The organism is Ruegeria marina (assembly GCF_900101475.1).
GTDB classification, from domain to species: Bacteria; Pseudomonadota; Alphaproteobacteria; order Rhodobacterales; family Rhodobacteraceae; genus Ruegeria_B; species Ruegeria_B marina.
Map to the genome: position 1 here is coordinate 405,729 of NZ_FMZV01000002.1, position 12,626 is coordinate 418,354.

Sequence of the window (12,626 nt, forward strand, 5' to 3'; positions counted from 1 at the left end):
GGTTGCCAGGCACAGCCTGCTCGGGCATGATCCGGCGAAAGAAAGGGAAACTCATGCGCAAGTTTCTGGTGGTTCTCGATGACAGCCGCGAATGCCTGAACGCGATGCGGTTCGCGGCGATGCGTGCGGCCCATACCGGCGGCGGCGTGGCGATCCTTTCGGTCATCCCGCCGGACGAATTCAATCACTGGATCGGCGTAGGCGAGGTCATGCGCGAGGAGGCCCGTGAACGTATTCACGCGCATTTCGAGGTCTTTGCCAAATGGATGCGTGACAAGCAAGGCATCGAACCCGAACTGATCATCCGCGAAGGCGAACCGGTGCCCGAGATCATCGCGCATATTCAGGAAGACCCGGAAATAGGTGTGCTGGTACTGGGTGCCGGAACCGACAAGAAAGGCCCCGGCCCGCTGGTGTCGCAGATGAGCCGATCATCGGGCAGCCTGCCAATTCCGATCACCATCGTTCCGGGCGACCTGAGCAAGGAAAAGCTTGAAGCGATCACCTGAAGGCCGGAAGATGGCCGGGACAATCCAATTCTGGTTCGAATTCGCATCGACATATTCCTACCTGTCGGCAATGCGGATCGAAGAGGCGGCGCACCGTCATGGTGTGAGCGTTCAATGGGAACCGTTCCTGCTGGGTCCGATCTTTGCCGCGCAAGGATGGACAAGTTCACCCTTCAACCTCTACGCCGCCAAAGGCCGCTACATGTGGCGCGACATGGAGCGTCTCTGCGCCTTGCGCGGCTTGCCCTTCTTTAGGCCAGATCCGTTTCCGCAAAACGGTCTGTCGGCCGCGCGCCTGGCACTGGTGGCCCGCAGGGCGGGCCGCATCGCACCCTTCACGCGGGCAGTCTTTTCGGCGCAGTTCGCAGACCGGGAAAACATCTCGGAGCCAAAGGTTCTCGCTGCGTGCTGGGACAGGGCTGGCTTGCCGTCCGACATGATGGATCAGGCCCGGCACGAAGAGACCAAGGCAGAGTTGTTCGCCCAGGGAGAGCGGGCCGTGCATCTGGGGCTTTTCGGTGCACCCAGTTTCATCGTGCAGGACGAGTTGTTCTGGGGAGACGACCGCCTGGACCAGGCGATTGCATGCGCCGCCTCACTTTAGAACAGTTCCAAAGATTGACATCAGCCGGGTCACGCCTCATATCTGACCAGAGCGATAAGGAATTCCGACCATGTTCATCCAGACTGAATCCACACCCAATCCGGCGACGCTGAAGTTCCTGCCCGGACAGACCGTTCTGGACGCGGGAACGGCTGATTTTCCTTCGGCCGAAGCGGCAGAGAAATCGCCCCTGGCTGCGCGTATCTTCGCGGTAGACGGGGTGACCGGCGTGTTTTTCGGCAACGATTTCGTGACCGTCACCAAGTCCGATGCCGTTGCCTGGGACCATATCAAACCGGCAATCCTGGGCGCGGTGATGGAGCATTACCAGTCCGGCCAGCCGGTGATGGGCGCGGATGCGCAAACGGCCTCGGGCCATGCCGATCACAGCGGCGAAGATTCGGAAATCGTGAACCAGATCAAGGCGCTGCTGGATAGCCGCGTGCGTCCGGCCGTTGCCCAGGACGGCGGCGACATTACGTTCCACGGCTTCGACAGGGGCGTGGTCTATCTGCACATGCAGGGTGCTTGCGCCGGTTGCCCTTCGTCCACGCTCACCCTCAAGATGGGGATCGAGAATTTGCTGCGCCACTACATCCCCGAAGTGACCGAGGTGCGTCCCGTTGCCGTCTGACCCGGTCGTTCTGGCTTTTGACACATCGGCCGCGCATTGCGCGGCCGCTTTGCTGGTGGGCGACCGCATCGTTGCCGCCCGCGCCGAAGACATGGGGCGCGGTCAGGCCGAACGTCTAATCCCTTTGCTCGAGGAGGTTCTGCAAGAGGCCGGAAAAACCTGGCGTGATCTGACGGCGATCGGCGTGGGCGTCGGTCCGGGCAATTTCACCGGCATCCGGATCTCGGTTGCCGCAGCACGCGGCCTTGCCTTGGCCCTCGGCATTCCCGCCGTGGGCGTCGATGGATTCGACGCACGCGAACCAGACACGGCCCCCGGCCATCTTCCGGCGATCCCGGCCCCACGAGATCAGGTCTACATTCGGCCCGCCGGAGGTGAGGCAATGCTGGTGAGCCGAGACGAAACTGCCTCTCTCGGGCCGCTGCAAACCGAGTTTTCGCCGTGCGCGCTGGCCGAAGCGATTGCCGTGCTCGCCGCCGAGCGGGCCGCGGAAACCTCAGCCCCTCCGGCGCCGCTTTATGTCAGGCCGGCCGACGCGGCCCCGTCGCGCGACGTCGCCCCGGCGCTTCTCGACCCATGACCCCCAAAGAGATGGCCCGGACCCATGCCTTGGCCTTTTCCGAAACCCGCGCATGGACGGAAACGGAATTTGCCGACCTGCTGGCCGGCGAGTTCGTTCATGCCATCGGCTCCGTTGACTGTTTTGCAGTGTTCCAGGTTATTGGCGACGAAGCCGAATTGCTGACGATCGCCACCGATCCGGCGCAACGCCGCCGCGGCCTCGCCCGCGCCTGCATGAACAATTGGCAAACCGAAGCCTTTCGAAGAGGTGCACGCCGGGGACTGCTCGATGTTGCCGCCGACAATTCGGCAGCCATCGCGCTCTATGCCGGTTGTGGCTACGTGCCCTGTGGCCTGCGCAAAGCCTATTATCAGCGCGCGGACGGGAAAAAGGTGAATGCGATCCTCATGGAACGCCCCTTGCCCTGACGGCAAGTAAGAATTGCGGACCAGGCGGTCAAAAAGCGGTTGACCGGCGGCCGGGCAAGCGGCCTTAATCATCGCCATCACAGCAGTTCTGCTCGCTATGAGCGGGGTGTCCGGATTTGTCCACCGCCCCGGAAAATAACCAACGGGAGTACATTATGAGCCTCATGAAAACCCTGATGGGCGCCGCGGCAGCCGTTGCGCTGACTGCGGGCGCAGCCCTTGCCGAACCGGCCCTGATCTTTGATCTCGGGGGCAAGTTCGACAAATCCTTCAACGAAGCTGCCTTCAACGGCGCCAAGCGCTGGGCCGACGAGACCGGCGGCAGCTTCCGCGAGATCGAACTGCAATCCGAAGCCCAGCGCGAGCAGGCCCTGCGCCGTTTTGCCGAAGCGGGCGCCAACCCGGTGATCACCATGGGCTTTGCCATGGCCGACCCGCTGAGTGCAGTGGCAGCGGACTACCCCGACACCAAGTTCGTCGCGGTTGACGTCACCTGGCTTGATGCCCCGAATATCCGGCAGATCGGTTTTGCCGAGCACGAAGGCTCTTATCTGGTCGGCATGATGGCGGCGATGGCTTCGAAATCAGGCACCGTTGGCTTTGTCGGCGGTATGGACATCCCGCTGATCCGCCACTTCGGCTGCGGCTATGCCCAGGGCGCCAAGGCGGTCAACCCGGACATCAAGATCGTCGCCAACATGACCGGCACCACCCCGGCCGCCTGGAACGACCCGGTCAAGGGGTCGGAACTGACCAAGGCCCAGATCAGCCAGGGCGCCGACGTGGTCTATGCCGCTGCCGGCGGGACCGGTGTCGGCGTGCTGCAGACCGCCGCCGACGAAGGCATCCTGTCCATCGGCGTGGACAGCAACCAGAACCACCTGCACCCGGGCAAGGTTCTGACCTCGATGCTCAAGCGCGTGGATGTCGCGGTTTATGACGCGATGAAGGCGGGCGAGAACCTGGAAACCGGCGTCTTCAACATGGGCCTCGCCGAAGAAGGCGTGGGCTACGCTCTGGACGAGAACAACGCGTCGCTGATTTCAGACGAGATGAAGGCCGCAGTCGACAAGGCGCGCCAGGACATCATCGACGGCAATCTGAAGGTCGTCAGCTACTATGAGAACGACAGCTGCCCCGCGCTGAAGTTCTAAGCCTTGCTTATGTCAGAAGGGGGACCGCGCGGTTTCGCTCCGCGCGGTCCTTCTTGCAAAAGGATATCCCGGTTTCACAAAATGAGCGCGTGATCTGTCGTGGAAGATAAAACAATCAAGGCTGTCCCCGCCATCGAGCTCAAAGGGATTTCCAAGTCCTTTGGACCTGTGCAAGCAAACAAGAATATCTCGATCAGCGTCGCCCCCGGCACGATCCACGGAATCATCGGCGAAAATGGCGCGGGCAAATCCACGCTGATGAGCATCCTCTACGGCTTCTACAAGGCCGACAAGGGCGAGATCTGGATCAAAGGAAAGAAGACCGAGATCCCCGACAGCCAGGCGGCCATCGCCGCCGGTATCGGCATGGTGTTCCAGCACTTCAAACTGGTGCAGAATTTCACGGTGCTGGAAAACATCATTCTCGGCGCCGAAGACGGCGGCTTGCTGCAACCCTCGCTGGCCAAGGCGCGCAAGACGCTGGCGGAACTGGCCGCCGAATACGAGCTGAACGTGAACCCCGACGCGGTGATCGAAGAAATCGGCGTCGGACAGCAGCAGCGGGTCGAAATCCTCAAGGCGCTGTACCGGCAGGCGGAAATCCTGATCCTGGACGAGCCGACCGGCGTGCTGACCCCGGCCGAGGCCGATCAGCTGTTCCGCATCCTTCATCGGCTCAAGGACGAGGGCAAGACGATCATCCTGATTACCCATAAGCTGCGCGAGATCATGGAGGCGACCGATACCGTCAGCGTGATGCGGCGCGGCGAGATGACGGCCACCGTCAAGACCTCTGAAACCAGTCCCGAGCATCTGGCCGAACTGATGGTGGGCCGCAAGGTGCTGCTGCGCGTCGACAAGGTGCCCGCCAGGCCCGGCAAGCCGATCCTGGAGATCGAGAACCTGCGCGTGGTCGATGAAAAGGGAGTCGAACGGGTCAAGGGCATCGACCTGACCGTGCGCGCGGGCGAGATCCTGGGCATTGCCGGCGTCGCGGGCAATGGCCAGTCGGAATTGCTCGAGGTTCTGGGCGGCATGCGCCCGGGCAGCGGCGCGATCCGGCTGAACGGCAGAGCCCTGCCGCTGAGCGGGCCGGGATCGGATGCCCGTGCGCGCCGCGCCGCCCATGTGGCGCATGTTCCCGAAGACCGCCAGCGCGAAGGGCTGATCATGGAGTTCCACGCCTGGGAAAACGTCGCCTTCGGCTATCACCACGATCCGGCCTATCAATCCGGCATCTTCATGAACAACGCCGCTCTGCGCGCCGATACCGACCGCAAGATCGAGAAGTTCGATGTCCGCCCCGCCGATGGATGGCTGGCGGCCAAGAACTTCTCGGGCGGCAACCAGCAGAAGATCGTCGTTGCGCGCGAGATCGAACGCAATCCTGACCTGCTGCTGGTCGGTCAACCCACGCGCGGGGTCGATATCGGTGCCATCGAGTTCATCCACAAGCAGATCGTCGCCCTGCGCGACCAGGGCAAGGCGGTGCTGCTGGTCTCGGTCGAACTGGAGGAAATCTTCGGCCTCGCCGACCGTATCGCCGTGATGTTCGACGGCCATATCATGGGCGAACGTCTGCCGCATGAGACCGATGAAAAGGAACTGGGCCTGTTGATGGCCGGTGTCAGCGGGGAGGCCGCCTGATGGACAAGATGCCCCAATGGGCCGATGTGGTCCTCATTCCCCTGATCAGCCTGATCCTGGCTGCGATCCTGTCGGCACTGGTTATCCTCGGCATCGGCGAAGACCCGGTCGCCGCCGTCAACATGATGGTATCCGGCGCGCTTGGGTCGACCTATGGCTGGGGTTACACGCTCTACTATGCCACCAATTTCATGTTCACCGGCCTGGCCGTGGCCGTCGCCTTTCACGCCCGATTGTTCAACATCGGCGGCGAAGGTCAGGCGATGCTGGGCGGGCTGGGCGTGGCGCTGGTCTGTCTTTACGTGCCATGGCCGCATTGGAGCATCGCCTTGCTGGCCGCCTGCGGGGCCGCGATGCTGTTCGGGGCGATCTGGGCGGCGATCCCGGCCTATCTGCAAGCCCGGCGCGGCAGCCATATCGTGATCACCACGATCATGTTCAACTTCATTGCGGCGGCATTACTCAACTACATGCTGGTCAACGTGATGCGCCCGGTGGGCTCGATGGATCCGGCCAGCGCACGGTTTGCCGAGACCGTGCATTTGCCTACGCTGCACGAACTTCTGGTCCCGATCGGCATCAACTTCTCCAAGGCGGCACCGGCCAATGTCTCGCTGCTGGTGGCGGTTCTGGCCTGTGTCGTGGTCTGGGCGCTGATCTGGCGCACCCGTCTGGGGTACGAGATCCGCGCCTATGGCCATTCCGAAACAGGGGCGCTCTACGCGGGTATCTCGCCCTACAAGATCACCATGGTCGCCATGCTGATCTCGGGTGCGCTGGCTGGCCTGATGGCCATCAACAACGTAATGGGCGAGGCCGAGCGGCTGGTCCTGAACTCGACCGAGGGCGCCGGTTTCATCGGTATTGCCGTGGCCCTGATGGGGCGCAGCCACCCGTTCGGGGTGTTCCTGGCGGCAATCCTGTTCGGGTTTCTCTACCAGGGCGGCGCGGAACTGGCGCTGTGGACCAATATCCCGCGCGAGCTGATCGTCGTCATCCAGGCACTGGTGATCCTGTTCACAGGGGCGCTGGACAACATGGTCCGGATGCCGCTTGAAAAGATCTTCCTGGCCCTGCGGAAAGGCAAAGCGTGATGGACTTTCTCACGATCATCCAGGTGCTGGATTCAACGGTCCGCCTCGCCACGCCCCTGCTGCTGGCCTGTCTGGCCGGGCTGTTTTCCGAGCGCGCCGGTATTTTCGACATCGGGCTAGAGGGCAAGATGCTGATGTCGGCCTTCTTTTCGGCCGCTGTTGCCGCGGTCACAGGGTCGGTATGGCTGGGTCTTCTGGCAGGCATTGCGGCCTCGCTGGTGCTGGCCGGCCTGCATGGGCTTGCCTCGATCACCTTTCGCGGCAACCAGCTGATTTCCGGCGTCGCCATCAACTTTCTGGCGGCGGGCATGACGGTCCTGATCGCTCAGGACTGGTTCCAGCAGGGCGGCCGTACGCCTTCGCTGATCGGCGGTGGGCGGTTCGGGCCGATCGAATGGCCCTTGGCAGAAAGTCTGAGGGAGTTTCCCCTGATCGGTCCGGTCTATTCCGAACTTCTGTCCGGGCATTCGATCCTTGTCTATGTCGCCTTTCTGGCCGTGCCCGCGACCTGGTGGGTGCTGTTCCGAACAAGGTTCGGCCTGCGCCTGCGGGCGGTGGGCGAGAACCCGGCGGCCGTGGACACCGCCGGCGTCTCGGTCGTGGGGCTGCGCTATGCGGCGGTGGCGATCTGCGGCGTGCTGTGCGGCATTGCCGGGGCCTATCTGGCAACCGCGCTGCAAGCCGGGTTCGTCAAGGACATGACAGCCGGGCGCGGCTTCATCGCTCTGGCGGCATTGATCTTTGCCAAGTGGCGGCCCTGGCATGCCATGGGGGCCTGTCTGCTGTTCGGCCTGTTGCAGGCTATCGCCTTGCGCTTCCAGAACATCGACCTCGGCGGCGTTGTCATTCCGGTACAAGTGATGGATGCACTGCCTTATGTGCTGACCGTCGTCATCCTTGCCGGGTTCGTTGGCAAGGCGATCCCCCCTCGGGCGGGTGGCGAGCCCTACGTCAAGGAGCGCTGATAGGGCCAGATCGACAAGGAATTTCAGTCCTGTTCGCTGCATGGCGGCATTCTTCATTGATTTCAATGGGGGTGCCGGTTTAACAAAAAACATGCAGATATACCTCCCTATCGCCGAAGTATCCGCAAACCCGCTCATCCTGCTTGGGATTGGCGGCTTCGTGGGGATTCTGTCGGGGATGTTTGGTGTAGGCGGCGGGTTTCTGATTACCCCCATGCTGTTTCTGATCGGCATTCCCCCTGCGGTCGCGGTGGCGACATCGGCAAATCAGGTCGTCGCCTCTTCGATTTCGGGTGTGCTCGCGCATTTCCGCAAGCGGACGGTTGACCTGAAGATGGGCGGCGTGCTGCTTGCAGGAGGGCTGGTTGGCGCTGCAATCGGAATGACGCTGTTCAACCTGATGAAGAGCCTTGGACAGGTCGATCTTGCGGTGCAGCTCTGCTATGTCCTGTTCCTCGGTGTCATCGGCGGGCTGATGTTCATCGAAAGCCTGAATGCGATCAGGCGATCCCGTTCGACGGCGCCCGTCGCCCCGTACAAGAGGCGCCAGCGCAGCTGGGTGCAAACCATGCCGCTGAAGATGCGGTTTCGGGCGTCCAACCTTTACATTTCGGCGTTTCCGCCGGTGTTTGTCGGCTTTGGCGTCGGTGTATTGTCTGCGGTGATGGGTGTCGGAGGCGGTTTCATCATGGTGCCCGCAATGATCTATATCCTCGGCATGCCAACAAAGGTGGTAATCGGCACATCGCTGTTTCAGATCATCTTTGTCGCCGGTTTCACGACGATGATGCATGCCGCGACGAACTTCTCGGTCGATGTGGTCCTGGCCCTGTTCCTGCTGGTCGGCGGCGTCTTGGGCGCGCAATTGGGCACGCGTATTGGTGCCTACCTGAAAGCCGAGCAGCTACGGGTACTGCTGTCCCTGCTTGTGCTGTCCGTCTCGATCAAGATCGGGTTCGAGTTGCTTCTCGAACCCGGTGACCATTTCAATCTTTCCGTTTCAGGCGGGGTCTGACCGTGCAGATTTATCTCCCCATCGCCGAAGTGTCCGTCAACGCCTTTCTCCTGCTGGGATTGGGCGGGATGGTGGGTATTCTTTCAGGTATGTTCGGTGTCGGCGGTGGATTCCTGATGACGCCGCTGCTGTTCTTTATCGGCATACCTCCGGCGGTCGCCGTTGCCACCGAAGCAAACCAGATCGTCGCCTCGTCCTTCTCGGGCGTTCTGGCGCATTTCCGAAGGCGAACGGTCGATCTGAAGATGGGCACAGTTCTGCTGATCGGCGGCCTGACCGGGGCCGCCCTGGGCCTTGTGCTGTTCAACTATCTCAAAAGCCTCGGCCAGGTCGATCTGCTCGTCAAGCTCTGCTATGTCGTGTTCCTCGGCATCATCGGTGGGTTGATGTTCATCGAAAGCCTGAATGCCATCCGCAAATCGCGAAAGACGGGCGGGACCGCTCCGAAACGCCGTCAGCGAGGCTGGATTCACGCCATGCCGTTCAAGATGCGCTTTCGCACGTCCGGACTTTACATCTCGGTCATTCCTCCGTTGGTGGTCGGGCTGTTTGTCGGCGTACTGTCGGCGATCATGGGTGTCGGTGGCGGGTTCATCATGGTGCCTGCAATGATCTATCTGCTGGGAATGCCAACAAAGGTCGTCGTCGGGACTTCGCTGTTCCAGATCATCTTTGTAACCGGCTTCACGACCATGCTGCATGCCACCACCAACTACACCGTGGATGTGGTTCTGGCCGTCCTACTGTTGATCGGCGGCGTGGTCGGGGCACAGATCGGGACGGTGATCGGGGCACGGATGAAGGCCGAACAGTTGCGCATATTGTTGGCCGGGCTGGTTCTGGCCGTATGCGGCAAACTGGCGCTGGATCTTCTGTTGATGCCGGGCGAGATCTACTCGCTCGGCACGACTGGGGGGCACTGACATGCGCGTACTTAGCCTTGTCCTGCTTGCCGCAACGCTGTTCGCTCCGAAGGCCGTGAAAGCCACGGAAGAGCAGGTCGTTCTGGGCCTCAGCCGGGACCGCGTCGCAATTACCGCCAATTTCGACGGGTCCGACATCCTGATCTTCGGCGCGATCAAGCGCGAGAGTCCAATACCATCGGGTGACCCGCTGCAAGTCATCGTTGCGGTATCCGGCCCGTCTGCGCCGGTTCTCGTCCGTCGAAAGGAAAAGAAGTTCGGAATCTGGGTAAACACCGATAGCGTTCTGGTTGATGCCGCACCAAGTTTCTACGCGGTTGCAACCAGCAGCCCGTTTACCGAAGTGATCACGGATACGGAAGATCTGCGCCACAAGATCTCGATCAATCGTGCGATCCGGTCGGTCGGGGCGGACATGAACATTCAGAATGCTCAGGAGTTTGCCGAAGCGGTCGTGCGTATCCGGGCCCGGGAGGGTCTCTATTCGATACGTGAAAACACCGTCGCCGTCGATGAACAAACCCTGTTCCGGACCGAGATCGACATGCCGGCCAACCTGACCGAAGGCGACTACGCAGCCCGGATCTACCTGACTCGCGGCGGCAAGGTCATATCGACTTACCAAACCACGATAGATGTCCAGAAAGTCGGGCTGGAGCGCTTCCTGTTCAACCTGTCGCGACAACAACCCATAGTTTATGGATTGTTGTCGCTGGCCATTGCAATTGCCGCCGGTTGGGGTGCCTCCGCAGCTTTCCGGGCCCTGCGAGGCAACTGATGGGTCTGGCCGGGATCAGCCCCGGCCAACATAGGGCATGGTGGTCGCCATCACCGTCATGAACAGAACATTGGCCTCGGCGGGCAGGCTGGCCATGTGCAGCACCGAACGCGCCGCATCTTCGACCGCCATCGTGGGATCGGGCACCCGCCCCTGTTCAAGCACGGCCTTGTTCAGGCTCTCGACAATGTCTGTACGCGCATTGCCAATGTCGATCTGTCCGGCGGCGATGCCGAACCCGCGCCCATCCAGCGACAGGCTGCGGGTCAGCCCGGTGATGGCGTGTTTGGTTGCGGTATAGTGCACGGAATTCGGCCGCGGTGCATGGGCCGCGATCGAGCCGTTGTTGATGATACGGCCGCCCTGCGGCTCTTGTCGGCGCATCCGGGCAAAGGCCGCACGGGCACACAGGAACATCCCGTTCAGGTTGACATTGACCGACCTGTACCAGTCGTCCAGCGCGATCTCGTCAATGGTGCCGCCCGGGGCGAAGATACCCGCGTTGTTGAACAAGACATCCAACCGCCCTGTCTGCATGCAAAACCGGTCGAAAGCCGCTTCGACGGCTTCCGGCTCGGTGACATCGGCAGCCAGGGGTATTGCCCGCGCCTGGCCCGCCGCCATGTCGTCCAGAAGATCACTCCGGCGCGCCAGCAGCCCGACAGTCCATCCTTCGGCAAGGAACAATTCGGCAGTGGCCCGTCCGATACCGGAACTGGCGCCAGTGATCAGGATGGTTTTCATTCAGGTGTCTCCTCTTCGAGTGTCAGAACGGGTGCGGCGGCCTGTCGTAGATCCTCAACCTGCAAGGGGTGCGTCGGTTTCGACAAACGGTTGCGAACAACCCAGATCAACCGTTCCTGTGCCCGGGTTATGGCCACATAGGCCAGCCGTTTCCACAAGGGTTGCCCTGCTTCGACACGTCCTGCACGCGCGGCGGCATAGAGATCCGGAGCAAAGACCTGCACGGTTTCCCACTGCGACCCCTGCGCCTTGTGAATGGTCACCGCCGCCCCGTGCAGAAATGTTGCGCCCATACGCGCGGCAAAAGGGATGAACGGTTCTTCCTCATCCGGCTTTTCAATCTTGACGATCGAGGCAGCCGAGACTTGCGGATCTTCGGCACCGATCACGTGCAGCCGCGAAAACCCGGGTTTGCGGCCGGGGCCGAGATAGATCACCTGCGCGCCCTTGATCAGCCCGCGCGCCTCCAGATCGAGCCGCTTCTTGCGGTGCTTCAGCGGCAATTCAATCCCGTCGCAGATCAGCGGCTCGCCCTCCAGCAGTTCCTCGTCCGGAGCGCCATAAACAGTGCGAAAGGCATTGATCAGGCGGATTCGGGTGGCGTTGCGCCAGACCAGGACCGGGCTGCGCGCCATCAGGTCCACCTCGACCCTCTGTCCCCAGACGATCCGGTCGTCCCCGCGTGCCTTGTCCTCGACCATGTGCTCGAAGGTTTCGAAATCCAGCGCCGGGTCGGCCAACGCATGGGCAAGGTCCAGGATAGGGTTGTCCGCCTCCTGCCGGTGAACGCGGCTCAGGTTCAATTTGCGAGGCTCGGGCAATCCGTCGAACACCATCGAACCCGACTGGTTCACCGGCGCCAGCTGTGCCGGATCGCCGAACAGAACCAGCGTCGGGAATATCTCCTTGAGGTCCTCGAACTGGCGGTCGTCGAGCATCGAGGCTTCGTCGATGAAGCCTATATCAAGCGGTTCTTCTCGCCGCTTCCAACCTGTGATGAAATCAGATCCGCGCAGCCCCGCAGCCGCCAAAGCCCCGGGGATCGAATTGTTGCGCGCATAAAACGAGGCGGCGCGGTCCAGCGCCTCATAGCTCAGCCCTTCGATCTCCGGGCGCTCACCGTTGCCTGCCAGCCATTCGGCGATCCGCTCGTAATCCGGATCGTAGACCGGGGTATAAAGGATGCGGTGAATTGTGGTTGCAGGAACGCCGCGCAGCCGCAAGACGCTGGCCGCCTTGTTGGTGGGGGCAAGCACCGCCAGGGTTCGGCGGTCCTTGGTCTTTCGCCCTTCATAGTCGCCGGACACGACCTGCACACCGGCCTGCGTCAGGGTCTTGCACAACTCGGCCAGCAGCAACGTCTTTCCCGATCCCGCCTTGCCGATGACGGCCATCACGCCGGTCACGCCGCCGCCAGGCGGGCGCAACAGCGCTTCGTCCTCCAGGTCGATGCCAGCGGCGTTCAACAGCTCGGCAATCGCGTCATAGGCACTGGCCTGATCGTCGGAAAAGGTGACGGCATTCTGTGTCATGGCGCGACCCTACAGGCGAGGGTCGCGCCACACCAGT

The 12,626-nt window shown here is 61.9% G+C and carries 14 protein-coding genes; 12 read left to right on the forward strand and 2 right to left on the reverse strand.

Features of this window, described 5'->3' with window-relative positions:
• Positions 1 to 53: 53 nt before the first annotated feature.
• The 12 genes from BLT75_RS04335 to BLT75_RS04390 all read left to right on the forward strand — a co-directional run bounded on the left by BLT75_RS04335 (position 54) and on the right by BLT75_RS04390 (position 10,313).
• Positions 54 to 509: a universal stress protein gene (locus BLT75_RS04335; protein WP_093028216.1), complete on the forward strand. Its 456-nt coding sequence runs from the start codon at positions 54 to 56 to the stop codon at positions 507 to 509.
• Positions 510 to 519: 10 nt separating this feature from the next.
• Positions 520 to 1,113: a 2-hydroxychromene-2-carboxylate isomerase gene (locus tag BLT75_RS04340; RefSeq protein ID WP_093028029.1), complete on the forward strand. Its 594-nt coding sequence runs from the start codon at positions 520 to 522 to the stop codon at positions 1,111 to 1,113.
• 70 nt (positions 1,114 to 1,183) lie between these two features.
• Positions 1,184 to 1,747, forward strand: coding sequence for a NifU family protein (locus tag BLT75_RS04345; protein ID WP_093028031.1), 564 nt, complete (start codon positions 1,184 to 1,186; stop codon positions 1,745 to 1,747).
• Positions 1,737 to 2,327, forward strand: coding sequence for a tRNA (adenosine(37)-N6)-threonylcarbamoyltransferase complex dimerization subunit type 1 TsaB (gene tsaB / locus BLT75_RS04350; protein ID WP_093028032.1), 591 nt, complete (start codon positions 1,737 to 1,739; stop codon positions 2,325 to 2,327). The genes BLT75_RS04345 and tsaB overlap by 11 nt, the downstream gene beginning before the upstream one ends.
• Positions 2,324 to 2,737, forward strand: a complete 414-nt coding sequence (locus tag BLT75_RS04355) for a GNAT family N-acetyltransferase (RefSeq protein ID WP_093028034.1) — start codon at positions 2,324 to 2,326, stop codon at positions 2,735 to 2,737. The genes tsaB and BLT75_RS04355 overlap by 4 nt, the downstream gene beginning before the upstream one ends.
• A gap of 155 nt (positions 2,738 to 2,892) precedes the next feature.
• Positions 2,893 to 3,891, forward strand: a complete 999-nt coding sequence (locus BLT75_RS04360; RefSeq protein ID WP_093028036.1) for a BMP family lipoprotein — start codon at positions 2,893 to 2,895, stop codon at positions 3,889 to 3,891.
• A 99-nt stretch (positions 3,892 to 3,990) separates the two neighbouring features.
• Positions 3,991 to 5,538 (forward strand): ABC transporter ATP-binding protein, encoded by a 1,548-nt coding sequence (locus BLT75_RS04365; protein WP_245706352.1) that lies wholly within the window; start codon positions 3,991 to 3,993, stop codon positions 5,536 to 5,538.
• Entirely contained in the window at positions 5,538 to 6,632 is a 1,095-nt protein-coding gene (locus tag BLT75_RS04370; protein WP_093028039.1) for an ABC transporter permease, read from the forward strand. Before BLT75_RS04365 ends, BLT75_RS04370 begins: the two co-directional genes overlap by 1 nt.
• The gene (locus tag BLT75_RS04375) at positions 6,632 to 7,597 is read left to right on the forward strand and encodes an ABC transporter permease (protein WP_093028041.1); all 966 of its coding nucleotides are present in this window, start codon (positions 6,632 to 6,634) and stop codon (positions 7,595 to 7,597) included. Before BLT75_RS04370 ends, BLT75_RS04375 begins: the two co-directional genes overlap by 1 nt.
• A 91-nt stretch (positions 7,598 to 7,688) precedes the next feature.
• Positions 7,689 to 8,612 carry a sulfite exporter TauE/SafE family protein gene (locus tag BLT75_RS04380; RefSeq protein WP_093028220.1) on the forward strand — a complete coding sequence of 308 codons (924 nt, stop codon included), beginning with the start codon at positions 7,689 to 7,691 and terminating at the stop codon, positions 8,610 to 8,612.
• 2 nt (positions 8,613 to 8,614) lie between these two features.
• On the forward strand, positions 8,615 to 9,535 hold the full coding sequence (locus BLT75_RS04385; RefSeq protein ID WP_093028043.1) for a sulfite exporter TauE/SafE family protein: 921 nt from the start codon (positions 8,615 to 8,617) through the stop codon (positions 9,533 to 9,535).
• A gap of 1 nt (position 9,536) precedes the next feature.
• A complete protein-coding gene (locus tag BLT75_RS04390; protein WP_093028045.1) occupies positions 9,537 to 10,313 on the forward strand; it encodes a TIGR02186 family protein in 777 nt (258 codons plus the stop codon).
• 15 nt (positions 10,314 to 10,328) lie between these two features.
• On the opposite strand, the gene BLT75_RS04395 is transcribed toward BLT75_RS04390, so the two are convergent.
• Entirely contained in the window at positions 10,329 to 11,057 is a 729-nt protein-coding gene (locus BLT75_RS04395; RefSeq protein WP_093028047.1) for an SDR family oxidoreductase, read from the reverse strand.
• Complete coding sequence (locus tag BLT75_RS04400; protein WP_093028049.1) at positions 11,054 to 12,589, reverse strand: ATP-dependent DNA helicase; 1,536 nt, start codon at positions 12,587 to 12,589, stop codon at positions 11,054 to 11,056. Before BLT75_RS04400 ends, BLT75_RS04395 begins: the two co-directional genes overlap by 4 nt.
• Positions 12,590 to 12,626 lie beyond the last annotated feature (37 nt).